Origin of the sequence: Bradyrhizobium commune, from assembly GCF_015624505.1 — a bacterium.
Lineage (GTDB): Bacteria > Pseudomonadota > Alphaproteobacteria > Rhizobiales > Xanthobacteraceae > Bradyrhizobium > Bradyrhizobium commune.
On record NZ_CP061379.1, the window covers coordinates 1524131 to 1550514 of the forward strand.

Here is a 26384-nt window from a genome sequence, read left to right on the forward strand (position 1 = left end):
GGATTACACCAGCATCGAAGGAGCGAACATGAGCGTCATCGGCAGCTATCAATATCCCACCATGGAATCGGTGATCTATGGCAAGCCGGCGGCGGAGGCGCTCCGCGAGGAAGCTGAGCGGCTCGGGGCCAAGCGCGTCTACCTGATCGCGAGCCGTACGCTCAACACGACGACGGACGAGATCGAGAAGATCCGCGCAGCGCTGGGCGACCGTCACGCCGCGACGTTTGACGGCATCCCGCAGCACACCACCCGCGAGGTGGTGGTCAAGGTCGCGAAGCACGCCCACGACGCCAAGGCCGATCTGGTGGTTGCGATCGGCGGCGGCTCGGTGGTTGATGCCGCCAAGATCGTGCTGATGTGCATGGAGCAAGAAATCTTCGAACAGGACGGCCTCGACGGCTTCGAGACCACGCCTGATCGTCGCTTCGGGCAATTCCGCGCGCCGAAAGTCCGGATGATCGCGATTCCCAGCACGTTGTCGGGCGGCGAGTACAATTCCGGTGCACTGGTCACGGACACCCGACGCAAGCTCAAGCAGATATTCAACCATCCCATGATGATGCCGCGGAGCATCATCCTCGACCCGGCGATGACCAGATACACGCCTGAAAAGCTCTGGCTGGGGTCCGGCACGCGGGCCATGGATCACGGTATCGAGGCGATTTGCTCCAGCCGCCCGAATGTGCTGGTGGACGCCGTGTGTCAGCAGGGATTGCGCTATCTGTCCGATGGGCTGCGGCGCACGAAGGACAATCCGAACGACGAAGCGGCGCGGTTGAATTGCCAGCTCGGCTCCTGGATGTCGGCCTTCGGCTTGCAGGCGAGGGTCCCGATGGGCGCCAGCCACGCGATTGGCCATGTGCTCGGCGGCACTTGCGACGTGCCACATTATTTCTGCACGGCGGTGATGATGCCAAGCGTGCTTCGGTACAACCGCCCCGCCACGGAAGCGGCTCAGCGATTGGTCGCAGCCGCGCTCGGTGCGCCCGAACGGGATGCCAGCGATGCCTTTGCAACGTTCGTCGCAGACCTCGGCTTGCCGCGGAGGCTCGCGGATGTCGGCGTTGCCGAGGACCGCTTCGAGTTGATCGGCAAGAACGCCATGCTGTCGATCTTCACGCGGGCAAATCCGCAGCCGATCCGTGAGCCCGGCGACGTCGTCAAGATACTCAAACTGGCCGCCTGAAGCGGCCTCATACATTCGTCACGGCCTGCCGCAGGGAAGGCCGTGGGCAAAAACAGCATTGGAGGAACGCGCGATGTTCAGGGGCATCCGACTGGCCTGTGCACTCTTGATGGCGGCATCCGCGCCCTGTTGGGCGGGCGATACGCCGGGCGTCACAGCGACAACAATCAAGATCGGCGGCATTTTCCCGCTCAGCGGACCCGCTTCCTCGATCGGCCAGGTCGGGCGCGGCGTGCAGGCTTACGTGCAGTCGATCAACGACCGCGGAGGCATCAACGGACGCAAGATCGACTATGTCATGCTCGACGATGCGTATAGCCCGCCAAAGGCGTTCGAGCATGCGCGCAGGCTGGTGGAGAGCGACGAGATTGCCTTCATGTTCAGTCAGCTCGGCACCGCGGGCAACTCCGCCGTGGCGAAATATCTCGCCGCGAAGCGCGTGCCGACGATCGCGATCGTCACCGGTGCGAGCAAGTTCAGCAGCGTCAAGGACTATCCGCTGACGACGACGGGCCTCGTCAGCTATGACACCGAAGGCAAGATCTACGCAAAATATCTGATGCGTGCGTTGCCATCGGCGAAGTATGCAATCCTGTTCCAGAATGACGATCTCGGCCGCGACTACGTCAACGCCTTCAAGGCGGCGCTGGGAGCAGATTTCGACAAGCGCGTGGTCACGGCCAGCTACGAGGTCACGGAACCGACGGTCGACTCCCAGGTCGTCTCGCTCAAGAGTTCTGGCGCGCAAGCGCTGTTCGTCGCGGGAACGCCGAAATTTGCGGCGCAGGCCATCCGCCGCGCGGCCGAGACCGGTTGGAAAGCGACGGTGCTGATCAACTTCCCTTCATCCTCGGTTGCAGGCACGCTCAAGCCCGCGGGCCTGGAGAATTCCATTGGTGTGATCGTCGGGACCCCGAACAAGGATCCGAATGACCAGAAATGGGCGGACGACGAGGGCATCAAGACCTATCGCGCGTTCTTCGATCAATATCTGGCGGGCTCCGACATCACCAATACGAGCTATTTGACCGGCTACCAGCAGGGTATGTTGCTGGAGCAGATTCTCAAGCAATGCGGCGATGACGTCTCGCGCGAGAACGTCATCAAGCAGGCGAAGTCGCTCAAGAACGTCACGCTGTCGACAGCGCTGCCAGGCATCCGGATCAACACCAGCGAAGCCAACAACATGATCTGGACGCAACTCCAGCTTCAGCGCTGGACAGGGAGCCGCTGGGAGCCGTTCGGTGACATTCTCGACGCAAGCTCTGAATAGTGCCTTTGGGTCTGATAGCAGGAATCCACCATGGCTGACTTGCGGATATTCTCTTATTTGCCGAACCCGCGGGTCTGGAAAGCCACCATCGCAGCGCGCTTCTGCGGTGTGGACGTCGAGATCAGGGGAGCCCCGGCCAAGGACCTTCGGGACTGGCTGTGGGACTACAATGCCCGCCCGCTGGCGGAGCACGAACGCACGTCGCTGTCCGCGCTGGCGCGAACCGGGCGGGTCGGGCTGACCGGGTCGCAACTCTTCAAGACCGACGCGTTCATGGAGGCGCAGCCCTTTGGTAATGTGCCTGCCGCTTTCGGGCCAGACGGCGAGGTCGGGGTTTTCGAATCGAACAGCATCATGCGGGCGGTGGCACGGCTCGGCGAGACGAGGTTCGCGCTGTATGGGCGTGACGCCTATGAGGCGTCCAGGATCGACAGCTTTCTCGATGTCAGCCTGGTCTTTGCCAGGGATTCGCAGATTTACCTGCTCGCGCTGTCGGGCGGCACGGTCGATGCTGCCGTTCACGCGCGAGCCAGGGAGGCGTTTGGGATCTATGCTTCGGGGATCGAGCAGGCGTTGTCCTCGGGGCGGGATGCGCTGGTGGGCACGGCAATATCGCTCGCCGATATCTGCTTTGCCGCAGAGCTTGCGCTGTTCATGAATGAGCATGCGCGGGCCGACCAGTTGTCCAAGGTGGGGCTGGACAGGATCCTGCATCCGGCGGTGCAGGATGAATATCCGCGGACTTTTGCCCATTTCGCCCGCCTCGTCGAGCACGAGCATTTCCGATCCGATCTCAAGCCGTATGTCGAGAAGCTGTTGTCGAAGGCTGGCGCCTGAAGCTGTTGGCTGAACATGGAGGGTTGATCGCATGACCGCGCCTGTCTGTCTGATATCTGGCGTTGGGCCCGGCACGGGGTCCGCTCTCGCCAGACGATTTGCTGCGGGTGGCTATCGCGTCGCTCTGCTCGCCAGGAACGAGGAGCGTCTTGCCGCCCTGGAGAAGGAGTTGCCGGGCGCGAAGGGATATCGCTGCGATGTCTCCGATCCCGAGCAGGTCGACGCGGTGGGCGCCGCCGTGGAGCGCGATCTCGGCAATCCCGCCGTGGTGATCCACAACGCGGTTGGTGGCGCATTCGGCACATTCCGCGAGATCGACCCATCCATTCTGAATCGCAATTTCCAGGTCAACACGATGGGGCTGCTGTATCTGGCCAGGCGGTTCGCCCCCGCGATGGTGGAGGCCGGCAAGGGCGCCATCGTCGCCACCGGGAACACGTCGGCACTTCGAGGCAAAGCCGGCTTTGCGGGCTTTGCGCCAACCAAGGCGGCGCAGCGAATTCTGGCCGAGGCGATGGCGCGCGATCTTGGGCCACAGGGCGTTCACGTCGCCTATGTCGTCATCGATGCTGTGATCGATCTGGAGTGGACGCGGAAACGCTGGCCGGACCGGCCGGACGATTTCTTCATCAAGCCGCGCGCCATCGCGGACGAGATTTGGCACGTCGTGCACCAGGATCGCACCGCATGGTCGTTCAATGTTGAATTGCGGCCTTTCGGAGAGAGCTGGTAGGCGGCCTCAGCCTGGCCTGCCCCGCACATCGTCTTCGTCGCTCTCCGGCTCCTTGATCAGCACCGCCGGTTCGTCATAGCCGCCGCGGCTGCTGTAGAACACCAGCGCCATCAAGCCGGCACCGACGACCAGCGAAAACACGACGCCGAACACCAGGGCGACGTAGCCGGACTCCGGCACCGGGATATCCGTACTGGTCCAGCCGAGATAGGCGAGCACGCAGGTCGCGACGAGCAGCGCGATCAGCACGGCAATGACCGCCCATCGGGCGAGCCTGCCGTCGCGCGGGCTGGATGTCGCGATCGTCGATGGCGTGTTGGTGCTGGTCATGGACCTCTCCTCAGGCACGAGTGTCAAACCGCCAACTCGATCTATGGCGCAGTCGCCTTGGTCGCAATCGCATGTAAGGCAGTCGTGATGGCGCCGACGGCGGCCTTGGCCGGCTCACCGACGCCGTGACGTGCCGCGAGATAGGCTGGATCGTTGTAGGACAGCCAGGTCGCACCTTGCTCGTCCTGCCAGACCAGCGCCTTCAGCGGCAGGTCGATGCCAACGGTCTGCGTCTGCTGCATCAACGGCGTGCCGCCCCTGGCGTTGCCGAAAATCAGGAGATCGGTCGGCCGTAGCGGCAGGCCGACGGCGGCAGCGCCCGCGGCATGATCGACATGGGCAAACACCGTGAGTCCCTTGGCCTTCACCTCGGCTTCGAGCCGCTTCATCGTCTCTTCCGGTCCAAAACTGCTCTTGATGCTGATGAGTCCGTCTGCGGCCATGACTTGCGCCTCCCATAAGCACGTCGCTGCAACAACAGCGAGGATCCTGATCAGTGCCGATAGCCTCATGATCATCCGCTCCTACCTTCGGTCATGATACTGATCCAAGGCCGCGCTGATTGCATGTTAGGTCTTGTTAGAAGCCGTGAGGGCTAGCGGACATTTCGGCCGCACGCCTTGTTCCGCATTTGCGGCAACGCGGCCGACTTGATCAGAGGGAACGGTGAGACGCCGTCAGTCGGCTTCTTCGCAACCCTGTTTCGGGACCCCGTCAACCCCTCCTTGCAAAAATATTCGACTTTACAGAAATTCGGAAATGGCGTATGTGTCGCGGTATCCCGGCTCATCCTTGAGGGGCGATCTCGTGTCGTCTTGATTGCGAGCCGGGCTTGCGGTGGACGCGGGCAGCGTTGGGCGCGAGAGGTGCGGGCAGGGCGGGTAGTCCCTGCGAGCCCGAAACCGCGTGCCGACGAGCGGCGCTGTCAGGTTCGTCTCGCCTGCAAGTTTCCGGCTCTGTCGACAGGGCTGGAAAAACTGCGGCGGAATGGCGGGCCGTGCGTACGGCAAAACCGTGTGGTCCTGGCCGTCGTTGCTACGGTCAAGTGCTTTGCGGATGCGGCAGTCGCGTCAACCGGCGCGGTGTCGGTGACTTCTGCAGGCGCGAGGGAGGCCAGAAGGAAAGTTCGGCTCCCGGGAGAGCACGGCATAAGCCGTCCGACCATCGCGCAGGGAAGGCCGAGTGATTGGCGCCACCTGTATGCTGCTGTGCGGTCTTTTTGCGCTACACATTCGCGCAGCAGACCGCGGGTGCGAGGTCAGCACCCGGTCTTCCCTGCGCCCTCTTGGCTAAGAGGGTGGAGAGATGAAGCAAAGCTCGGGCGAAACCAGCCGCGAGAATGCCAATGCTTGTCTGCAAGTTGAGATGCGAACTTGAGAACGACGATGCCGCCCCCTGCTCCGTCATTGCGAGCGCAGCGACTTGTCCGCCGAAGCCTTAGCGAAGGCGGAAGCAATCCAGCGTCTTTCCGCGGAGGGATTCTGGATTGCTTCGTCGCAAGGGCTCCTCGCAATGACGAGGTGAGCAAGTGTCCCCTCTCAACTCCGATACCAGGCCCCGAGATTCCACGTCGTCACGTCCCAGCCCGAGATATCCGCCATAAGGCCATTGACGACGCCGCCGACGATGTTGCGCGAGAGCAGCGGCAGGAAAATGTTGGCCTCGCAGAAGGTTTCGTCGACCTTGATCAGCAACGCAGCGCGCTTGACCGGATCGAGCTCCTTCTGTGCGTCCTTGTAGGCCTTGTCAGCCTCGGGATCGGACCAGCGCGAGACGTTGCGGCCGAGCCATTTGTTGTCCTTGTTGGCGATCTCCCAGGAGACGCACTGGTTCAGGAAGCGTTCCGGATCTGGCTGCGGCTGCGTCGCATTGTACATCTCCATGTCGCAATAGAATTTCGTGTAGGTGTCGGGGTTGCCGGCATCCGACGAGAAGAACACCGATGCGACGACCGATTTGAGCTCGATCTCGATGCCGGCCTTCTGGCAGGCCTGCTTGATGATCGCTTGCGTCTTCTGCCGCGGCGCGTTGGTCGAGGTCTGGAACACGTATTTGAGCTTGTTGCCGTCCTTCTCGCGGATGCCGTCCGCGCCCATCTTCCAGCCGGCTTCCTCGAGGATCTGGTTCGCCTTGTCGACGTTGAACGCGTATTTGAGCTTGCTCGACTTGAACTGCGAGGGCTGGTTGACGAAGCTCGCGGTCGCGATGCCGCCGCGGCCGTAGATGAATTTCTGGATCGCCTCGCGGTCGATCAGGAGATTGAGCGCCCGGCGCACGGCCGGATCGGACAGCGTCGGGTGTTTGGTCTTGGCATTGGACCGCTCGCCGTCGACCTCGGTCCATGGGTCGGTCGTGTTGAGGATGATGAACTCGATGCCGCCCGCGGGCGTGAATTCCACTCTGCCCTTGCCACCGGTCTCCATGCGCTTGAGGACCTCGTCCTCGACCAGCAGATTCCAGGCATAGTCGTATTCGCCGGTTTGCAGTACGGCGCGCGCCGCGGAGACCGCGTCACCGCCACCCTTGAGTTCGATCGTGTCGAAATGCGGCTGGTTCTTGACGTGATAGTCGGGATTGCGTTCGGCCTTGAGCAGGTCGCCCGGCTTGAACTCGACGAATTTGTAGGGACCGGTGCCGACCGGCTTCAGATTGCCCGGCGCATCGCGCGACTTGGCGCCGGCATAGTCGCCGAAATGATGCTTTGGCAGGATCTGGCCGACCGGGCCGACGAAGGGGTCGGCCCAGAACGGCGTCGGGTTCTTGAAGATCACCTTCACAGCATGATCGTCGATCTTTTCGACAATGATGTCCTTGTAGGATCCCGTTGTATACGCCGCGGTCGCGAGATCGGCGGCATAGCTCCAGGTGAAGACGACGTCGTCGGCGGTGAAGGGCTTGCCGTCATGCCACGTCACGCCCTGCTTCAGCTTCCAGATCACGCTCATGCCGTCTGCCGAAAGCCCGCCATTCGCCTTGGTCGGGACCTCGGCGGCGAGGCAGGCGATCAGGTTGCCCTCCTTGTCCCAGCCGGCCAGCGGCTCGAAGAAGATGCGCGATGCGACCTGGTCCTTGGTGCCGAGCGCGAAATGCGGATTGAGCAGGGTGGGGGCCTGCCAGATCAGGATCTTGAGCGGGCCGCCGCCGCCGGCCTTGGCCGGCTTGTAGGCGAGCGTGGCGTCCGCCATCGCCACGTCGTTCCAGGCCAGGATCTGGCCTGCGACCGGCGCCGTGATCCCCACCGCAGCCATGGTCCGGATGAACGAGCGTCGCGACAGCGTGCCGTGCTTCACTTCCGCGATCAGGCTGCGGATTTGGTTCTCGTCCATCGGATGACCCCCATTTTCCCATCAGAAAAGTCGTCACCGGCCATGCAATTTACATGCACTTTAGCTCAGGATTTCGGGACCTGGTGGAGTCAGAGCAGCAGGGAAGCCCTGCGGCGAAATGGCAGCGATGTTGAAGGCTCCGACCCTTGCGGTGTCGCTATGCTCCGCGGTGCGAACATCGGTAAGCAATTGCCCTCCATGCGGCTGCCTCATTATAGTGCCCCGATGATTGCGACCGAGGCGGCCTGCACGGCGCTCCGCGACGAGGACCACGCGATGGACGATACGATTGGCTTCCCCGACCCCGGCCTTGACCTCTCCGACGGCTTCAGGCCGCACACCTCGCATTGGGGTGTATTCTCGGCGCGTCACGGCAAGGCCGGGCTCGAGGTTCGGGCCTATGCGGGCGATCCTGATCCGAACGGCATCATCGACAATTTTCCCGGAGCGCTCCGTCATCAGGCGCGCATCGCGCAACCGGCGATCCGCCGTGGCTGGCTGGAGCGCGGGCCCGGCCCCGACGACCGCCGCGGTCGCGACGAATTCGTCTCGGTGAGCTGGGAGAGGGCGCTCGACCTGCTCGGCGACGAGCTGGCGCGCGTCCGCGACACCCGCGGCCCCGGCGCGGTGTTTGGTGGCTCCTACGGCTGGTCGAGCGCGGGCCGCCTCCACCATGCGCAGAGCCAGGTGCATCGCTTTCTCAATATTGCGATGGGCGGCTATGTGAAATCAGTCAATTCCTATTCGTCGGGCGCGTCCTCCGTGCTGCTGCCGCAGATCATGGCGGGCTATGAGGACATCACCAAGCGCAACGTCACCTGGGAGCAGATCGCGGCCGAGACCGAGATCGTGCTCGCCTTCGGCGGCATGGCGCTGAAGAACTCCATGGTGGCCGGCGGCTCGATCAGCAAGCATGTCGAGCGCGGTGCGATGCAAGCGGCGCGCAAGCGCGGCTGCGCGTTCATCCTGATGAGCCCGTTGCGCGACGATCTGCCGGTCGAAGCCGGCGCCGAATGGATGACTTGCATCCCCGGCACCGATACCGCGCTGATGCTCGGCATCGTCCACACGCTGGTCAGCGAGGGTCTGCACGACCAGGCCTTCCTCGATCGCTACACCGAGGGCTGGCCGGTGTTCTTGCGCTATCTCACCGGCGAGAGCGACGGCCAGTCCAAGCACGCCGGATGGGCTGCCGCGATCTGCGGCATCGACGCAAGCACGATCCGCACGCTGGCGCGGCGCCTCGCCGGCAAGCGCGCGCTGATCACCGTCTCGCATTCGCTCCAGCGTGCCGAGCATGGCGAGCAGCCGGTGTGGATGGGCATGGTGCTGGCGGCCGCGCTCGGCCAGATCGGTCTCCCCGGTGGCGGCTATGCCTATTCGCTCGGGGCGATCGGCTATTACGGCCGCCGTGTCAACGACGTGCCGGGGCCGACGCTGGGGCAGGGACGTAATGGCGTCCGCGATTTCATCCCGGTGGCGCGCATCGCCGACATGCTACTCAACCCCGGCAGCACCTATCGCTACAATGGCGAGACGCGCACCTATCCGGACATCCGTCTGGTCTACTGGGCCGGCGGCAATCCGTTCCATCACCACCAGGACATCAACCGCCTGCGCAAGGCGTTCGCGCAAGTCGATACGCTGGTCGTGCACGAGCTCGCCTGGACTGCGACCGCACGGCACGCCGACATCGTGCTGCCCTCGACCATGACGCTGGAGCGCGAGGACATCGGCTACTCCACCAACGATCCGCTGATGGTCGCGATGCACAGGATCGCCGAACCGTTTGGGCTCGCGCGCGACGACTACGACATCTTCGCCGACCTCGCCGATCGTCTCGGCGCCCGCGAGCCCTTCACCGAAGGCCGCACGTCGCGGCAGTGGCTCGAACATCTCTACGAGCCGACCCGCGCTTCGCTCGCCAAGCGCGGCCTGGAGGCGCCAAGCTTCGAGGAATTCTGGCAGCGCGGCAGCCTGGTCGTGCCGCAGCAGCCCGACGACGGCGGCCGGCTGCGCTCTTTCCGCGAGGACCCGGTCGCGCATGCGCTGCCGACGCCGAGCGGACGCATCGAGATCTTTTCGCAAAAGATCGCGGCGCATAACGATGCGGATTGCCCCGGCCATCCGGTCTGGCTCGACAAGACCGACATGCCAAAGCCCGGCGCGCCGTGCTTCCTCGTCGCCAACCAACCGGTGACGCGGCTGCACAGCCAGCTCGACTTCGGCGGACATTCGCTGGGTGCAAAACATCGCGGCCGCGAGGTTGCACGCATGAATCCGCGCGATGCCGAGGCGCGCGGCATCAAGGACGGCGACATCATCCGCCTGTTCAACGCGCGTGGCGCCTGCCTTGCCGCGGTCAACGTCACCGACGGCATCGCGCCCGGCATCGTGCAGCTGCCAACCGGGGCCTGGTACGACCCGATGGACCCTGAGGAGGACGCGCCGCTCTGCGTTCACGGCAATCCGAACGTGCTCACCCGCGACATCGGCACCTCGTCCTTTGCGCAAGGCTGCACCGGCCAGCTCACGACCGTGGAGGTGGAGAAGTTCACCGGCAATCTGCCGCCGATCCGCGCGTTCGATCCGGTTTAAGGTTGACGCCGCGGACAGGGACTAGTGTCGCGCGAAGCCGATATTCAAAGGCGGCGGTTCCAATGCGGGAACAAGACTGCCCGGTTTGAGGGCAAATTGTCGCTTTGCTGCAACGGTTCCGCAAAAAGCGTTGGTCTGCTGTCCCGATAGCAGAGGTTGCATGCAGCGGTACAGGCCACGGGGTGTAATGTCCGGAAACATTCAAGTTGGTTTGACTGGTTGGAGGCTTCCATGAAGTTGCGACTGACCTCTATTTTGTCATCATTGATGCTCGTGACTGGCCTTGGGGCCGCTTCGGCCGCAGACATGGCAGTCAAAGCGCTGCCGCCACCGCCCGTGGTCGATAGCTGGACTGGCTTTTACCTTGGCATCAATGCTGGAGGAATTTGGGGGCGCAATCATTTGACGTCCACCCCGGCAGACCCCGGCACGACAGCCTTCTGGGCGGCGTGCTTCGCCGCCGGCGCCTGTCCGCGCGATTATGGCCACAACACCGGTACGAGCGGCGAAGTCGGCGGCCAGCTCGGTTACAACTGGCAGGTGAAGTCGATCGTGTTCGGTGTCGAGACCGATTTTCAATGGACCGATGTGAAGTCGACCGCATCAGTCGCTCTTCCGAATACCGGAACCGGTTTTGTCCCTTACAACGGCGCGGCGAGCTCGAAGCTCGAATGGTTTGGAACGACCCGCGGCAGGCTTGGCTTCCTCGCGACGCCGAACCTTCTGCTATATGGCACCGGTGGTGTGGCTTACGGTTCGGTCGCGAACTCCTGGACGGCCAACTTCCCGGCAACCGGTCAGTTGGTTGCCGGCTTCAACCGATCGACCCAGGTCGGCTGGGTTGCGGGCGCAGGCGCCGAGTGGAAGTTCAATCACAACTGGATCGTCGGCGTCGAATATCTTCACATGGAGTTGCAATCGCACTCTTTCGGCGCGACTGGATCTGGCAGCGCCGGCTGTACAGCGTTGATCTGTAACTTCAACGTCAACGCAGGCGACTTCAAGACCGACGCCGTTCGCGCGAGGCTGAGCTACGAATTCGCAGCTGGCCCGGTGGTCGCGAAATACTGATCCGTCTTGAGTGTCGCTCGAAATTCCGAAGCCCCGGCCTAACCGCCGGGGCTTATTCTTTTCATCTCCGAGCGGTACCAGTCGCCGATCTCGCTCGCTGTCATCGACGCGACGCCATCGTGGCCGATGACGTAATCGAGCAGCTGTTCGAGATATTTGATCCGGTGCGGCACGCCGGTGATGTAGGGATGGATCGAAATCGCCATCACCCGGGCATTGTCGGCGCCCTCGAGATACAGCCGGTCGAATTGATCGATGCCGCGCTTCAGGAATTGGTCGGACGGCAGGTGTTGGAGCGCATGGACGACGATGTCGTTGGTCTCGACCGTATAGGGGATCGTCGTGATGGTGCCGTGCGGCGTCGCGATGTCCTGCGGCAAATCGTCGATCACCCAGTCGGCGACATACTCGATGCCGTTGAGGCGCAGCAGGTCTAGCGTCTCCTCGGTCTCGGTCAGCCCCGGAGACTCCCACGAGCGCGGCGCGCGTCCGGTGAATTCTGCGATGGTCTCGACCGAGCGCTTGATCGCGTCGCCCTGGTCGGCGAGCTTGTGCATCGGGCCTTGCAGGAAACCGTGGCCCATGAATTCGAATCCGGCCTCGCGCGCGGCCGAGGCGACGCGCGGATAGGCGTTACAGACATCGGCATTGGCGGCCAGCGTCACCTTCATGTTGCGATCGGTCAGCGCCTTGAACTGCCGCCAGAAGCCCGCGCGCATGCCGTATTCGTGCCATGACCAGTTCGGCACGTCAGGCAGCAGCGGCTGTCCCATCGGCGGGCTCAGCACGACGCGCGGCATGGCGTTCTCGATCCGCCACTCCTCGACATTGAGGATCACCCACACGGCAAGGCGCTTGCCGTTGGGCAGCTTCAGCTTCGGCCGGTCGATCAGGGCCTGATAGGGAATGCGGTCACTGAGGGCCATCGCGAGCCTCCTGTCCAGATCAGGGCTATCGTGGGCCGGCGGCGATGCGCGGCATCACCTGCTCGGCCATCAGGATCATCGAGCGTCGCCCAAGCTCGCGGTCGCGCCAATCCTTGCCGGCATAGAGCAGCGCGCCGAACGGGCCAACTTCGTCCTGAAGCGCGAGGATCTGGTCGGCGACGCTGTCGGGCGTGCCATAGATGATGAGCTTGTCGCAGACCGATTCGAGCGTGACCTCGTCATCCGGCTGGTCGCGCCGCGTCTTGAACAGCTCGATGCGGCCGTTCCGCTTCAGCTTGGTGAAGAGGGAACGGTAATAGTAGACATAGGGGCTGTCCGGATCGGTGGCATAGGCCTTTGCGGTTGCCATGTCGTTCGCGACGAACACGCTCTTGGCGACACGCCAGTTGTTGAAGTCGACCGTCCTGCCGACGCGCTCGCAGCCCTCGACATATTTCGGCCAGTGGCTCTTCACCCACATCGGCATCAGGAAGTTCGCCGAGATCGGATCCCAGCCGCGCGCGGCGGCTTCGGTGACACCCTTGGAGAACGGCGCGACGGCGGTGACGACGATCGGCGGATGCGGCCGCTGCAAGGGGCGGGCAATGATGCCTTGGCCGATATCGGCCATCTGCGTCTTCTGCGTCGTGATGTTCCAGAACTGACCCTCGATATTGTATGGCGGCTCGCTCGCCCAGATCTGGAGCACCTGGTTGATCGCCTCGAGGAACATCGCGTTGCGATCGCGATCGAGCGTGCCGAACAATTCCGCATCCGACAGCAGGCCGCCCGGGCTGATGCCGAAGATCAGCCGGCCGTCGAGCATGTGGTCGAGCATCGCGATCGTCGCGGCGACTGTTGCGGGGTGAACATTCGGCATGTTGACGGTGCCGGTGCCGAGCTTGATCTGCTTCGTCGCCGCGGCGATCCAGGCGAGGAACGCGATGCAGGAGGTGATGTTCTCCGCCTTGTCGGTGACGTGCTCGCCCACGTAAGCCTCGGAGAATCCGAGTTCGTCGGCGAGCAAAAATGCTTCGCGATCCTCCTGCAAGGATTGTCGCCAGTCTTTGTCCAGCGGATGGATCGGCATCGTGAAGAAGCCCAGTTTCATGGCCGGTACCTTGTAAGTTGTGTGGAGCTCAAGCCTGCGTTCCCATCAGCCTGTCCACGGTGGTCCGCAAATGCCGGCGCATCGCTTCCATGGCCCCGATGCGATCGCGCTGCTCGATCGCATCGATTAGGACGTCGTGCTCGGCAAAGGAGGAGTAGTCCTGAGGCGGACGCGCCGGCCTGGTATCGAGCCATCGCCAGACCACGGCGCGCCGCACGTCGTCGACAGTGCGGTGGATCTCCGACAGCAGCGGATTTCCGGTCGCCTCCGCGATCAGGCAGTGCAGCCGCCCGTCCAGCGTCTCGTAATCCTTCCAGGTCTCGGCTTCGCGCATCTGCTGTGCCAGCACGCGCATGCCCTCGATCTGCTTGAACGTGGCGTTGACCGCGGCGAGGCTTGCAAGCTCCGGCTCGAGCACGAGCCTCGCTTCCATTGCATTGCGCGGGCTCGTGCTATCGCGCAGCGCATCGAGGTTGGAGGTCGCGGCTTCCGCGGGCGCACGGATGAAGGTGCCGCGGCCGACTTCGCGCGAAAGACGGCCGTCCAATTCCAGCCGGGCCAGCGCCTTGCGGATCTCGTTGCGCGAAACGCCGAATTGCGCTGCGAGTTGTCGCTCCGGAGGAAGGCGGGTGCCGGGACCGCTCTCAGTCAATCGGGCCAACAAGTCGAACACCGGATCAATCCTCTTCGCAACCAATATCAACCAATCTGTAATTCACGGCGTCTGCGTTCACAAGTGCAAGACCAAAATGACGGCGATGAAAGTTAGGCGTTGACAGCGGCTGAATTGAAGGCGAGGCTTCAACCAATCAAAGAGCCAATTACAAAAATTGGTTGACCATTAGGTGAGGATTGTCGCGATGGTCGAGGCCGCTGGCGTTCACGCGTCAACCGACATGCCCATTCCCGACACGATGAAGGCTTGGGTGCTGGGCGACCCCGGCCAGCTTCGCCTGACTGAAAAACCCGTGCCGATGCCGAAGCGGGCGGAGGTGCTGGTGCGGATCGATGCGGTCGCGATCTGCGCAACGGACCTGGAGATCATCGAGCACGGCACGCCGGCGCTGATCCAGGGCGGTCCGCCCTTCAACAAGAACTTCACGCCTGGCCACGAATACATGGGCACGGTCGCGGCACTCGGCCCCGGCGTTGACGAATACAAGATCGGCGAGCGCGTCACGGTCGAGATCCACGCCGGCTGCGGCCAGTGCAAGCGGTGCCGGCAGGGCATGTACACCTCCTGCCACAACTACGGCCTGAACTACGGCAGTGTCGACAAGGGCCATCGCGCCAACGGCTTCACGACCGACGGCGGCTTTGCCGAATACGCCGTCAACCACATCAATACGCTGTCGCGCGTGCCCGATGACATGAGCGACGAGGAGGCGACGCTGGTCGTGACTGCAGGCACCTCCATGTACGGCCTCACCGAGCTCGGCGGGCTTGTTGCCGGCGAGAGCGTGGTCGTCACCGGGCCGGGTCCGATTGGTCTCCTTGCGGTGGCGGTTGCGAAAGCGCTCGGCGCCGATCCGGTGATCCTGTCGGGCACCCGCGATGCCCGGCTTGCAATCGGCACCAAGCTTGGCGCGGACCGCGTCGTCAACGTGCGCAACGAGGACATCGTCGCGGTCGTCAAGGAGATGACGGGTCGCGGCGCCGACTACGTCGTCGAATGCGCCGGCACCGACACGGCGATCAACGAGGCCGCGAAAATGGTCAATCGCGGCGGCAGGATCTGCCTCGCGGCCTTCCCGCACGAACCGGTGCTCGCCGACATCGGCGCGCTGGTGAAGAACAACATCTACGTCTACGGCATTCGTGGCGAAGGCAAGAGTGCGACGCACCGCGCCATGGCGCTGATGGCGGAGAAGCGCTTCGATGCCACACTGATCCACACCCACACATTCCCGCTCACGGACCTGCCGATGGCGCTGCATTACGCGCGCAACCGCGTCGACGACGCGATCAAGGTCGTCGTCAAGACCCGCGGCGTCGTGACCCAGACCAGGAAGGAAGTGGCGTGATGAGCAAGGCGAAAAAAGGCGTCTACGCTGCGGCGATCACGTCGATCGGCGCGGATGGCGAGCCCGATCTCAAGCGCCTCGTCAATTATTGCCGCGGATTGATCGCGGCAGGCTGCGACGGCGTCGCGCCGCTCGGCACCACCGGCGAAGCGGCGGCGCTGCCGTTCCTGTTCCGCCAGCGCGTGCCCGAAGCGCTCGCGGCTGCGGGCATCGCTCCGGATGCAGTCATCCTCGGCGCAGGTTCGCCGTCGCTTGGTGACGCCATTGCGATCGGCAAGGCGTCGCTCGCCGCAGGCTATTCCAACCTGCTCGTGCTGCCGCCGTACTACACCAAGGAGCCGTCGGACGAGGGGCTCTACGACTACTACTCACGGATCATCGAGGCGCTCGGCGATAGCCGGCTTCACCTTTATCTCTACCATATCCCGCAGGTGACGATGGTGCCGATCTCGCACGCGCTCGTGGCGCGGCTGCGGGACAAGTTCGGCCGCATCATCGCCGGCATCAAGGATTCCTCGGGCAATTTCGACTCAGCCAAATCCTATGTCGGGCCGGAGGATTTCGACGTCTATCCAAGCACTGAGGCGGTGCTGACCGCAGGCCTTGCCGCCGGCTGTGCCGGCGTGATCTCCGGATCGACCAACATTTCCGCCGCACTTGCCCGCGACGTGCTGCGCGCGAGCGGCGCCGAGCGCGAGGCGCTCCAGGCACGGCTGACGGATTTCCGGCAGACCATTCAGAAATTCCCGCTGATTCCCGCCGTGAAGCAGGTTCATGCCTGGCGCACCGGCGACTCCGGCTGGCTGCGCATGCTGCCGCCTTTGCGCGGCCTGTCGGCGGAACAGACCGCTTCGCTCAGGCGGGAGATGGAGCGGCTGGGTCAGATCGGCGACGCGCGCGACGCCGCCTGACCGGCGTCATCGGACCAATGGCCGCGAAAGCGGCAAGCATCTGGAAGGAAACGGCTCATGTCAGACTCAAATCCCCGCGCCCACTGGCCCGTCGAAGTGCAGCGCGAATATGAGGAGGGGCGCAACAGCGGTTGCGTCGGTAGCGTGCTGGTGTCGGAGACCGACCGCGTGCGGGTCTGGCACCTGTCGATTGCGCCCGGCAAGCGCTGCGGCTTCCACCGCCACGTGTTGACCTATTTCTGGACCGCGCACAATTCGGGCAAGGCGCGCGGTTACTTCGAGGACGGCCGCATCGTCGATGTCGAGCATTGCAAGGGCGAGACCAAGCATCTCGCCTTCGGTGCGGGCGAATACATGGTGCATGCGGTTGAGAATATCGGGACCACGGATTTGCTGTTCACCACGGTCGAGTTCCTCGACAGCGTAAACAAGCCTCTTTCGGTCCCCGACAGCGTGCGGCTGACAATTCCGCAAGGCGCTGACATCAAGATGGCATCGTAACCGGGCAGGATCGGCAGAGAGGAATTCTCGTATGGGTACGACAGCCAAGGCAGTTCGCATGGCCGCGCAGGGCGGGCCGGATGTCCTGAAACTGGAGACGGTCGAGCTGGCCGCACCGGGCAAGGGCGAGGTGTTGCTGCGGCAGACCGCGATCGGCCTCAACTTCATCGACGTCTATTTCCGCGACGGCTCCTATGCACTGGATCTGCCGGCCGGCCTCGGCGCAGAAGCCGCAGGCGTGGTCGAAGCAATCGGCGAAGACGTAACCGGGTTCAGGGTCGGTGACCGCGTTGCCTATGGCGGCTCGGCGCCCGGCGCCTATGCGACGCACCGGCTGATGCCGGCCGCGCGCCTCGTTCCCATTCCGCAATCCGTCAGTGACGAGGCCGCCGCAGCCGTGCTGATGAAGGGCATGACGGCGGAATATCTCCTGAACCGCTGCGTTGCGGTCAAGCCGGGGCAGCAGGTGCTGTTCTATGCGGCCTCCGGCGGCGTCGGCCTGATCGCCGGCCAATGGGGCAAGCATCTCGGCGCCCGCATGATCGGCGTGACCAGCGGCGGAGAGAAGGCGGCGCTGGCGCTCTCGCATGGCTATGATGCGGTGATCGACCGCAAGACCGAACGGATTCCGCAGAGGGTGAAGGCACTGACCGGCGGCAAGGGCGTCGCAGTCGCCTATGATTCCGTCGGCAAGGACAGCTTTGAATCGACGCTGGCCTCGCTCGCCCCGCGCGGGTTCTTCGTCACCTTCGGTGCCACCACCGGCGCGCCGCCGCCGCTCGAGGCGGCATTGCTCCAGAAGAACGGTTCCCTCTACTATACGAGGCCGACGCTTGCGACCTACATCGCCGCGCGCGAGGATCTGGTGGCCTCGGCCGCCGCCGTGTTCGACCTGGTCGGCAACGGCGTGATCAAGCCGATGATCGGGCACCGCTATGCGCTGGCCGAGGCGGCGACGGCCCATCGCGATCTCGAGGCTGGATCGACAAAAGGGTCCTCGCTGCTGATACCCTGATCCTATTGATGGAGGCGGGAACGCCCGCCTCCATGTGACCCGCGAAAAACGAAAACAACAATTTCGGTAGCGTGCGTAAACAGGAGGAGACCGGGAGCGGATGGGACAGTTCGCAGGATTATTGCTCGATTCCATCGTGTCCGGCATTCTCGTCGGCGGCTTCTACGCCGCCATGGCGGTCGGCATCTCGATCGCCTTTGGCATGCTCGGCATCAGCAACATCGCGCATCCGGCGCTGATCCTGCTCGGATCGTTCATCGTCTATGTGTTGAACTCCCAGTTCGGCCTCGATCCGATCCTGGTCGGCGTGCTCGCGACCGTGCCGTTCTACTTCCTCGGCACGCTGCTCTACAGCGCCTATGAATTCGCCTTCGAGCGGCGCGGAACGCAGTTGATCCGCGGCCTTGCGTTCTTCTTCGGCCTGCTGTTCATCACCGAGGTCGGCCTTCAGCTGATCTTCGGTGTCGACTATCGCCTGGTCGAGGCGCCCTATATCGGGCCGTCCTACAATATCGGGCCGGTCTCGTTGCCGGTCCGGATGCTGATCCCGTTCCTGGCCTCTGTGTTGCTCCTGATCGGCCTGCAAATCTTCTTCGCGCGCACCTTTACCGGTCGTGCCATCATGGCGGTGGCGCAGGACAAGTTCGCGCTTCAGTTGATGGGCGCCGCACCCGTACGCGTCAAGCGCATTGCGTTTGGTCTCTCCACAGCCACCGCGGCGATGGCGGGTGCCTTCCTCATCATTCTCCAGCCGGTCGAGCCGTCGATGGGGCGCGACTATATCGGCCGCATCTTTGCGATCTGCGTCCTCGGCGGCATCGGCTCGTTGCCGGGCACCTTCATCGCGGCTGTGATCGTCGGCGTTGCGGAGAGCATCACGGCGACCTTCTACGGCCCGTCATGGTCGCCCGCGATCGCCTTCGGCTTCCTGCTGATCGCCCTGGTGGTCAGGCCCGCCGGCCTGTTCGGGAGAGCTTGATGTCGAACGGGCGCTTCATCCTGCTTGCCTGCCTGGTCGGCGTTGCGCTGGTCTCGGCGAGCCTGTTCGTGACCAACGAGTACTATGTGTTCGCGGCCTACTTCGTCCTGCAATATGTCGTGCTCGCCACGGCCTGGAACATCCTCGGCGGCTATGTCGGCTACGTCAATTTCGGCACCACGGCATTCCTCGCCATCGGGCTCTATAGCGCGGCGGCGCTGAATAAATGGCTCGATCTGCCGATCCCCGTGCTCATTCCCATTGCGGGCGTGTTGTGCGGAGCCGTTGGACTTGCGATGGGATATCTGACGATCCGCCTGCGCGGCGTCTATTTCACCATCGCGACGCTCGCGCTCTCGGTCGTGGTCCAGACCTTCATCACCAATTGGGACTATGTCGGCGGATCGCGCGGGATCTACATCATGCGGCCGAGCGAGGTGCCGGTGTTCGGCAGCTATGTCGCCTATCTCTTCTTCCTGATGACGGTGCTCGCGGTCGCAGCCGTCGTCACCGCGCGCGTGATCGAGCGCTCGACCTTCGGCTTTGGCCTGGCCGCCATTCGCGACGACGAGACCGCGGCGGCCGCGTCCGGCGTTCCCGTGCTGCGGCTCAAGCTGGTCGCGGCCGCCATCAGCGGCGCCCTGATGGGCATGGCCGGCGCGCCGCTGCCGTTCTATTTGACCTATGTCGAGCCGACCTCCTCGTTCAGCCTGGCCTATACCGTGAACAGCGTCGCAATGCCGCTGGTCGGAGGCACCACCAGCTGGCTCGGGCCGGTGATCGGCGCGGTGCTGCTCGGCACCATGCAGCAGGCCATGACAGTGATGATATCGTCATCGGTCAATCTGCTCGTGGTCGGCGTGCTGCTCGTGATCTTCGTGATCGCCGCGCCAAACGGGATCCTTGGATTGATCCGGTCCATCGGCGGCAAGAAGGTGGACCCTGAGACCAATCCGCTTGCGGCGATACTCGTTCCCGAGAAGCGGAGCAGCCAATGACGGTCGAGGCGAGCGCCGCGGCGGCGAACGATCTGATTCTCGATGCACGCGGCATCACCAAGCGCTTTGGCGGCTTCGTGGCGTTGAACAAGATCGATCTCGCGGTGCGGCCCGGCGAGCGGGTCGGTCTGATCGGCCCGAACGGCTCGGGCAAAAGCACGTTCACCAACTGCCTGTGCGGTGCGCTCCAGACCGACGGTGGCTCGATCGCGTTCGCGGGCAGGAACATCGACAAGCTGTCCTCCTACCAGCGCGCGCGGCTCGGCCTTGGCCGCAGCTTCCAGCTGCCGCGGCCGTTCCACAGCCTCTCGCTGCTCGACAATCTCCGCATCCCGCTGGTCTATGCCGTCAATGCGCGCGGCGGCGCGCACCTGACCGAGCAGCAGATCCGCGCGCGCGGCACGGACCTGCTCGGCGAGTTCGGTCTCGGCGGCAAGCTGCATCGCCTGCCCGGCGACCTGACCCAGGTCGAGATGCGCAAGCTCGAGCTCGCGCGCGCCATGGCGACGGACCCGACGCTGCTGGTCTCGGACGAGGCGCTCGCGGGCCTGTCGCATTCGGAGGTCGACGAGATCCTGTCGCTGCTGCTGGCGCTCAACAAGCGCGGTGTCGCCGTGATCTTCATCGAGCACATCATGCGCGCGGTGATGGCGTTCTCGGAGCGTCTCGTCGTGCTGGTCGCCGGCGAGAAGATCGCGGACGGAGCGCCAAAGGACGTGATTGCGGATCAGCGGGTGATAGGGGCGTATCTTGGCCAGTAGCATTCGCATCGACAACGTCTCGGCCGGTTATGGATCGGTCCGCGTCCTCCACAACGTGTCGCTGAACGTCGCCCCGCGCGAGACGGTGACGCTGCTCGGCACCAACGGCAACGGCAAGAGCACGCTGATCAAGACCATCATGGGCGTGGTGCGGCCGACCTCGGGCCGTATCGTCGCGACCATCGACGGCAAGGACCATGATCTGATCGGCAAGGAGACCGAGGAGATCATCGATCTCGGCGTGGCGCTGGTGCCCGAAGGCCGCCGGCTGTTTCCGCGCCTCACGGTCGAGGAGAATCTCCTGCTCGGCGCCTATCGTCCGACCGCGCGGGCGCGGCTGAAGGACAACATGGCGTATTGCTACGAGGCGTTCCCGCGGCTGGCGGAACGCCGCGCCCAGCTCGCCGGCACGATGAGCGGCGGCGAGCAGCAGATGCTGGCGCTGGGGCGGGCGCTGATGTCGGCGCCGAGCATTTTGATCGTCGACGAGCCGTCAGTCGGGCTAGCGCCGCTGTTCGTCAGCCGCACCATCGACATGATCGCGCAGCTCAAGGAGCGCTATCATCTGACCGTGCTGATGGCGGAACAGAACTTTATCCAGGCGATGCGGATAGCCGACAAGGGCTATGTGATCGTCCACGGGGAAATCGCCTTCCGCGGCGAAAGCCCCGAAGAGATGCAGCAGAGCGATCTGATACGGCAGCATTACCTCGGCATGTAGAGTTCCAAACAATAAACCAGGGAGGAAGACGTGAGGATGTTTCGGCTGAAGGGCTTCTGGGGCGTCACGCTGGCGCTCTCGATGATGATTGCCGCGTTTGTGTCCACCGACGCAGCGCGCGCGGCGGATCCGATCAAGATCGGCTTCGGCATGCAATTGACCGGGCCGCTCGCCGGCAACGGCAAGGCGGCGCTGCTCGGCGCGCAAATCTGGGCCGACGAGGTCAACAAGGCCGGCGGCCTGCTCGGGAGGCCAGTCGAGCTCGTCGCCTATGATGACCAGAGCAACCCCGGCCTCGTGCCCGGCATCTATTCGAAGCTGCTCGACGTCGACAAGGTCGACCTGCTGCTGTCCAACAACACCAACCAGACCGCGCCGGCGATGCCGACGATCATCCAGCACAAGCGGCTGATCATGGGCATGTTCGCGCTCGCCATCAACGAGCAGTTCAAATATCCCGGCTATTTCCAGATCCAGCCCTATGGGCCGAACGGCAAGGATTCGCTGACCCGCGGCTTCTTCGACAACGCGATCGCGATGAGCCCGAAGCCGACCACGGTCGCGCTGGTCGGGGCGGATGCGGAGTTCGCCAAGAACGCGCTCGAAGGCGCCCGGGCACAGGCCAAGCGGCTCGGCCTCACCATCGTCTATGACAAGGTCTATCCACCGACGACGGTGAATTTCACGCCGGTGCTGAAGGCCCTCCAGGCGACGTCGCCGGACCTGGTGTTCGTCGCGTCCTATCCGTCTGATACGGTCGGCATCATCCGGACGGCGCACGAGATCAATCTCGAGCCAAAGGTGTTCGGTGGCGCCATGGTCGGCACACAATATGCCGCGATCAAGCAGCAGCTCGGCGAAGCTCTCAACGGCGTCGTCAGCTTCGAGCAATATATCCCCGAGCCGACCGTCAAATTCCCCGGCATCGAGGAGATGCTCAAGAAGTACCAGGCCAAGGCGGCGGAGGTGGGTGTCGATGCGCTCGGCTATTACGTGCCGGCGTTCGTCTACTCGGCGCTCCAGATCCTCGGCGAGGCCGTGACCAAGACCGGCGGCGTCGATCAGCAGCAGCTGATCAGCTATATCCACGGCCACACGTTCCAGACCGTGGTGGGCGACATCACCTTCGGTCCGGACGGTGAATGGGTCGAGCCACGGATGTTCGCGGTGCAATTCCGCAACATCAAGGGCAACGACATCCAGCAGTTCACCCAGCCCGGCAAGGAAGTGATCATCTTTCCGCCGAAGTACAAGTCCGGCGATTTGGTCTATCCCTTCGTGAATGCGCAGAAGGCCGCGCAGAACTGAAGGCGGACGCGTTACCTGGAAGAAGAAACGAGACGTCATGACTGAAACGATCGGCATGCTCGGCATCGGGATCATGGGCTCCGCCATGGCGCGGAATCTGATCAAGGCTGGCTTTGCCGTGGTCGGTTACGATCCCGTGCCGGCGGCACGGGATCGTCTTATTGATATGGGCGGCAGAGCGCTGTCTTCGCCGAAGGATGTTGTTGAGACCGCCGCAATCAGCTTCGCGTCGCTGCCCAGCGCAGTCGCTCTCGCGGAGGCCGCTGCGGTCGTCGCCGGAGCGGGTGGTTCCGGGCAAATTCTGATCGAGTGCTCGACGTTGCCGCTTTCTGCAAAGCGCAACGCACTGGCCGAGATCGAGAACGCGGGAAAGATCCTGCTCGACTGCCCCGTCAGCGGCACCGGCGCGCAGGCCGCAACCGGCGACCTTGTGATCCTCGGCAGCGGCGACGAGCAGGCGTTCAAGCGCTGCGGGCCGGCCTTCGCTGGAATGTCGCGGCGGCAGGTCTATCTCGGCCGGTTCGGCACCGGCAGCATCATGAAATACATCGCCAATCATCTGGTGACGATCCACAATGCTGCGGCAGCCGAGGCGATGCTGCTCGGCATGAAGGCGGGGATCGATCCCGGGCTGATCTACGACACGCTGGCCGACAGCGCAGGGACGTCGCGTATGTTCCAGATGCGCGGACCGCTGATGCGAGACGAGACCTACGACAATCCGACTGCGACCATCCGGACGCATCTGAAGGATCTCTCCATCATCTCCGGCTTCGCCGCCGAGCTCGGATGCATGCTCCCGGTCTACGCTGCGGCAGAGCAGCTCTATCACGCGGGCGAAGAGCTTGGCTTTGCGGCGCGCGACACTGCGGCGATCTGCGCCGTGCTCGAGCGCATGAACGGATTCGACCGTCCCAGCGGCGCAGATGCGCCTATCGGTTCGTCCTCCCAATCATGAAGGAATATCCATGTCTGCCTATTGGTGCTCACGCGTTCACGTGACCGATCCCGAGACCTACGCGAAGTACGCCGCTCTCGCCGGGCCTGCCATCGAGAAGCACGGCGGCGTGTTTCTCGCACGTGGCGGCAAGCAGGTGATCCTCGAGGGCGGCAATTACGAACGCAGCGTCGTTGCTCGCTTCCCGAGCCTCGATGCCGCGGTGAAGTGTTACAACTCGCCCGAATATGCCGAAGCGCTCAAATACACGATCGGTGCTTCAGAGCGCCACATGGTGGCGGTCGAGGGGATAGACTAGGCGTCTTGCCTTGAGTGAGAACTGGACCGTGCCTGACAGCAGGGTCAGGCAACGGTCCAGTGCGAACTAAACGAACTTGGGGAAGTTGTAAGGCCGCGCGCAAACGCTAACCCGGGCGACGCTGGCACATCAAGTTTCGTAGTGTTGCTCCGGCCGGAGATTCATTGCAGCCGCCAGAAAACCGCCACAGATGGCGATCGGTGCGCCGAGTGCATCAGGGCGCGTTCGCAATGGCGATCGCCGTTTCCACCGCGTTGTCAAGGATCTCATCCGACAATTGTTTGTCGTTCACCGCGCGCGACAATTGCAGCGCGCCGACCATGGTCGAATAGATCGCGATCGCCTTGCGCCGTCGCTGATCTGCGGACCCCTGCCGGATCTGCTCCGCCATCAATGTGGTGATGTCGGCGACCTTGCCGGTGAAGGCGGCGCGCGTCGCTTTCGGGTGCCGCGCAATCTCGGCGACCAGCGCCGCGGTCGGGCAGCCGGTTCCGGCGCCGTCGCGGTGCCGCGTCGAGAGATAGTCGCGGATGACGGTCTCGACCGGGACGCCATTCTCGAGATTGGCCTTGTGCCGTTCCTCGCGCCGGGCGAGCGCATCGATCAGCACCTCCCGCACCAAATCCTCCTTGGAGGCGAAGTGCGTGTAGAAGGCGCCGTTGGTCAGGCCCGCCTCCGACATGATGCCGGCGAGGCCGACCGCGGCGATCCCGCTCTCGCGGAACTGCGCGGAGGCGACATCGAGGATGCGCCGGCGCGTCTCCTCCCTGTGTCCCTTCTCGTAGCGCATGGCCCTCAACTCCCTCCCGCCGCCTGCCCGAAGAGGTGGCCACGGAACCGTGAGCGATTTCACTATTGCATTACGGTCATAATAATGGATTATGGCTGTAATGCAATGGCCTTCCGATGGGGCGGCCTCCGGGAATGACGGGACCAGCACGAATGTCAGTCGAGGACGTCGCCGCACCGATTTTGCCTGCAATCGAGGCTCCGGCGCGCGCCGCGGCCTCGCTTCGGCCGGCGGTCACGGCCGCCCACAGCGCGAGCGAGCAGCGGCGTGACGCGCTCCTGACGGCGCCGATCCTGTCGACGCTGATCAGGCTTGCGCTGCCGACGGTGACTGTCCTTGTGGCGCAGACCGCGGTCAATATCGCGGAGGCGTATTATGTCGGCTATCTCGGCACCGATGCGCTGGCAGGCGCCGCGCTGGTGTTTCCGATCTTCATGCTGATGACCATGATGTCGAATGGCGGGTTCGGCTCCGGCGTCGCCTCCTCGGTCGCGCGCGCGGTCGGTGCGGGCCGTCGTGACGATGCCGATGCGGCGCTGTTCCACGCCATCGTGCTGGCCGTCATCGCGGGGGCGCTGTTCACGCTGGGGGTGACCCTCGGCGGCCCGGCGCTGTTCCGCACGCTCGGCGGCCGTGACGGCGCGCTCACCGCCGCCGTCACCTATTCCAGCTATCTCTTTGCCGGCGCCATTCCGGTCTGGATCGTCAACCTCCAGGCGGCGGCGCTGCGCGGCTCCGGCAACGTCAAGGTGCCCGCGCTGGTGACGCTGATCGGCGCGATCGTCACCATCCCGGTCTCGCCGCTCCTGATCTTCGGCTTCGGTCCGGTGCCGCGGCTCGGCATCGGCGGCGCCGGCATCGCCTTCGGCCTCTATTACGGTGCGGCGATGCTGTTTTTGCTGCGCTACATGGCTTCCGGCCGCGCCGGCCTGACGCTGCGCATCGTGCCGCTCCGCGCAAGGATTTTTGGCGACATGCTGAAGGTTGGCATCCCCACCGCCTTCAATGCGTTGCTCACCAACCTCACCGTCATTCTCGTCACCGGCGCGGTCGGCCTGTTCGGCACATCGGCGCTTGCCGGCTACGGTATCGCGTCGCGGCTCGACTACATCATGATCCCGCTGCTGTTCGGCATCAGCACGGCGACGCTGACCATGGTCGGCGTCAACATGGGCGCGGGCCAGACTGCACGGGCGCGAAAGATCGGCTGGGTCAGCGGCGCCGCCGGCATGATCATGACCGGCACGATCGGCCTGCTGGTTGCGATCTTCCCGACCGCCTGGCTCAATCTCTTCAGCCACGACGCAGACGTGGTGAACGAGGGCATGACCTATCTGCGCATCGTCGCACCAGCCTATGCCGCGCTCGGCTTCGGCTTCGTCACCTCCTTCGCTGCCCAGGGCACCGGCCGCGCCATGGGACCGCTGATCTCCTCGATCGCGCGGATCCTGATCGCGGCCGGCGGCGGCTGGATTGCCGTCGCAAGCTTCGGCGCGGGCATGGCGGGGCTCGCCGCCATGGTCACGGTGTCGCTCGCCGCCTATGCCGTGCTCTGCGTGCTGATCATGCTGTCGCCCTCGACCTGGCGTGCCGAGTCGATTGCGTAGAGTCTTGCTGCCGGAATCCTGCAACTTGCATTCGTTTCTGATTTGGTGCCGGATGGAGAAGCGTTATCCGTCCCAGGCAGCAAATATGAATTTCCATTTCATTGATTTCGTCTGCCGGG

25 protein-coding genes are annotated in these 26384 nt (G+C 63.9%); 18 read left to right on the top strand and 7 right to left on the bottom strand.

From position 1 onward, the window contains the following. The first annotated feature begins 28 nt into the window (after window positions 1-28). From IC761_RS07225 to IC761_RS07240, 4 genes are all read left to right on the top strand, one after another. Window positions 29-1189, top strand: coding sequence for an iron-containing alcohol dehydrogenase (locus tag IC761_RS07225; RefSeq protein ID WP_195802573.1), 1161 nt, complete (start codon window positions 29-31; stop codon window positions 1187-1189). A gap of 73 nt (window positions 1190-1262) precedes the next feature. Further along, a complete protein-coding gene (locus IC761_RS07230; RefSeq protein ID WP_195802574.1) occupies window positions 1263-2462 on the top strand; it encodes an ABC transporter substrate-binding protein in 1200 nt (399 codons plus the stop codon). Between the two features lie 30 nt (window positions 2463-2492). Next, window positions 2493-3299, top strand: coding sequence for a glutathione S-transferase family protein (locus IC761_RS07235; RefSeq protein ID WP_195802575.1), 807 nt, complete (start codon window positions 2493-2495; stop codon window positions 3297-3299). Window positions 3300-3330: 31 nt separating this feature from the next. Beyond that, complete coding sequence (locus tag IC761_RS07240; RefSeq protein WP_195802576.1) at window positions 3331-4032, top strand: SDR family NAD(P)-dependent oxidoreductase; 702 nt, start codon at window positions 3331-3333, stop codon at window positions 4030-4032. A gap of 6 nt (window positions 4033-4038) precedes the next feature. Here IC761_RS07240 and IC761_RS07245 read toward each other — a convergent pair whose 3' ends face one another. From IC761_RS07245 to IC761_RS07255, 3 genes are all read right to left on the bottom strand, one after another. Continuing rightward, window positions 4039-4362 carry a hypothetical protein gene (locus IC761_RS07245; RefSeq protein WP_195802577.1) on the bottom strand — a complete coding sequence of 108 codons (324 nt, stop codon included), beginning with the start codon at window positions 4360-4362 and terminating at the stop codon, window positions 4039-4041. A gap of 41 nt (window positions 4363-4403) precedes the next feature. Then, complete coding sequence (locus tag IC761_RS07250; RefSeq protein WP_195802578.1) at window positions 4404-4874, bottom strand: DUF302 domain-containing protein; 471 nt, start codon at window positions 4872-4874, stop codon at window positions 4404-4406. 1026 nt (window positions 4875-5900) lie between these two features. Further along, window positions 5901-7688: a peptide ABC transporter substrate-binding protein gene (locus IC761_RS07255; RefSeq protein WP_195802579.1), complete on the bottom strand. Its 1788-nt coding sequence runs from the start codon at window positions 7686-7688 to the stop codon at window positions 5901-5903. Between the two features lie 276 nt (window positions 7689-7964). Here IC761_RS07255 and IC761_RS07260 point away from each other — a divergent pair, with 276 nt between their 5' ends. After that, complete coding sequence (locus tag IC761_RS07260) at window positions 7965-10286, top strand: molybdopterin guanine dinucleotide-containing S/N-oxide reductase (protein ID WP_195802580.1); 2322 nt, start codon at window positions 7965-7967, stop codon at window positions 10284-10286. 231 nt (window positions 10287-10517) lie between these two features. Next, window positions 10518-11357, top strand: a complete 840-nt coding sequence (locus IC761_RS07265; protein WP_195802581.1) for an outer membrane protein — start codon at window positions 10518-10520, stop codon at window positions 11355-11357. 38 nt (window positions 11358-11395) lie between these two features. On the opposite strand, the gene IC761_RS07270 is transcribed toward IC761_RS07265, so the two are convergent. Genes IC761_RS07270 through IC761_RS07280 form a run of 3 tightly spaced genes read right to left on the bottom strand, consistent with a single transcriptional unit; the run spans window position 11396 to window position 14067 of the window. Then, window positions 11396-12283 (bottom strand): polysaccharide deacetylase family protein, encoded by an 888-nt coding sequence (locus IC761_RS07270; protein ID WP_195802582.1) that lies wholly within the window; start codon window positions 12281-12283, stop codon window positions 11396-11398. Between the two features lie 25 nt (window positions 12284-12308). Next, complete coding sequence (locus tag IC761_RS07275) at window positions 12309-13394, bottom strand: LLM class flavin-dependent oxidoreductase (protein WP_195802583.1); 1086 nt, start codon at window positions 13392-13394, stop codon at window positions 12309-12311. Between the two features lie 28 nt (window positions 13395-13422). Continuing rightward, a complete protein-coding gene (locus IC761_RS07280; RefSeq protein ID WP_195802584.1) occupies window positions 13423-14067 on the bottom strand; it encodes a FadR/GntR family transcriptional regulator in 645 nt (214 codons plus the stop codon). Window positions 14068-14254: 187 nt separating this feature from the next. Here IC761_RS07280 and IC761_RS07285 point away from each other — a divergent pair, with 187 nt between their 5' ends. From IC761_RS07285 to IC761_RS07335, 11 genes are all read left to right on the top strand, one after another. Beyond that, a complete protein-coding gene (locus IC761_RS07285; protein WP_195802585.1) occupies window positions 14255-15418 on the top strand; it encodes a zinc-dependent alcohol dehydrogenase in 1164 nt (387 codons plus the stop codon). Beyond that, on the top strand, window positions 15418-16329 hold the full coding sequence (locus IC761_RS07290; protein ID WP_195802586.1) for a dihydrodipicolinate synthase family protein: 912 nt from the start codon (window positions 15418-15420) through the stop codon (window positions 16327-16329). Before IC761_RS07285 ends, IC761_RS07290 begins: the two co-directional genes overlap by 1 nt. 57 nt (window positions 16330-16386) lie before the next feature. Beyond that, window positions 16387-16830 carry a cupin domain-containing protein gene (locus tag IC761_RS07295; RefSeq protein WP_195802587.1) on the top strand — a complete coding sequence of 148 codons (444 nt, stop codon included), beginning with the start codon at window positions 16387-16389 and terminating at the stop codon, window positions 16828-16830. A 31-nt stretch (window positions 16831-16861) separates the two neighbouring features. Continuing rightward, window positions 16862-17845, top strand: a complete 984-nt coding sequence (locus IC761_RS07300; RefSeq protein WP_195802588.1) for a quinone oxidoreductase family protein — start codon at window positions 16862-16864, stop codon at window positions 17843-17845. A 100-nt stretch (window positions 17846-17945) separates the two neighbouring features. Further along, window positions 17946-18824, top strand: a complete 879-nt coding sequence (locus tag IC761_RS07305) for a branched-chain amino acid ABC transporter permease (protein WP_195802589.1) — start codon at window positions 17946-17948, stop codon at window positions 18822-18824. Continuing rightward, on the top strand, window positions 18824-19822 hold the full coding sequence (locus IC761_RS07310) for a branched-chain amino acid ABC transporter permease (protein WP_195802590.1): 999 nt from the start codon (window positions 18824-18826) through the stop codon (window positions 19820-19822). Before IC761_RS07305 ends, IC761_RS07310 begins: the two co-directional genes overlap by 1 nt. Next, on the top strand, window positions 19819-20583 hold the full coding sequence (locus tag IC761_RS07315) for an ABC transporter ATP-binding protein (RefSeq protein ID WP_195802591.1): 765 nt from the start codon (window positions 19819-19821) through the stop codon (window positions 20581-20583). Before IC761_RS07310 ends, IC761_RS07315 begins: the two co-directional genes overlap by 4 nt. Continuing rightward, on the top strand, window positions 20573-21304 hold the full coding sequence (locus tag IC761_RS07320; protein WP_195802592.1) for an ABC transporter ATP-binding protein: 732 nt from the start codon (window positions 20573-20575) through the stop codon (window positions 21302-21304). The genes IC761_RS07315 and IC761_RS07320 overlap by 11 nt, the downstream gene beginning before the upstream one ends. Window positions 21305-21340: 36 nt before the next feature. Then, entirely contained in the window at window positions 21341-22612 is a 1272-nt protein-coding gene (locus tag IC761_RS07325; RefSeq protein ID WP_246791553.1) for an amino acid ABC transporter substrate-binding protein, read from the top strand. A gap of 37 nt (window positions 22613-22649) precedes the next feature. Next, window positions 22650-23570 (top strand): NAD(P)-dependent oxidoreductase, encoded by a 921-nt coding sequence (locus tag IC761_RS07330; RefSeq protein ID WP_195802593.1) that lies wholly within the window; start codon window positions 22650-22652, stop codon window positions 23568-23570. Between the two features lie 10 nt (window positions 23571-23580). Beyond that, on the top strand, window positions 23581-23868 hold the full coding sequence (locus IC761_RS07335; RefSeq protein ID WP_195802594.1) for a DUF1330 domain-containing protein: 288 nt from the start codon (window positions 23581-23583) through the stop codon (window positions 23866-23868). A gap of 214 nt (window positions 23869-24082) precedes the next feature. On the opposite strand, the gene IC761_RS07340 is transcribed toward IC761_RS07335, so the two are convergent. Beyond that, window positions 24083-24658: a TetR/AcrR family transcriptional regulator gene (locus IC761_RS07340; RefSeq protein ID WP_195802595.1), complete on the bottom strand. Its 576-nt coding sequence runs from the start codon at window positions 24656-24658 to the stop codon at window positions 24083-24085. A gap of 152 nt (window positions 24659-24810) precedes the next feature. On the opposite strand from IC761_RS07340, the gene IC761_RS07345 reads away from it, so the two are divergent. Then, window positions 24811-26265 (top strand): MATE family efflux transporter, encoded by a 1455-nt coding sequence (locus IC761_RS07345; RefSeq protein WP_195802596.1) that lies wholly within the window; start codon window positions 24811-24813, stop codon window positions 26263-26265. Window positions 26266-26384 lie beyond the last annotated feature (119 nt).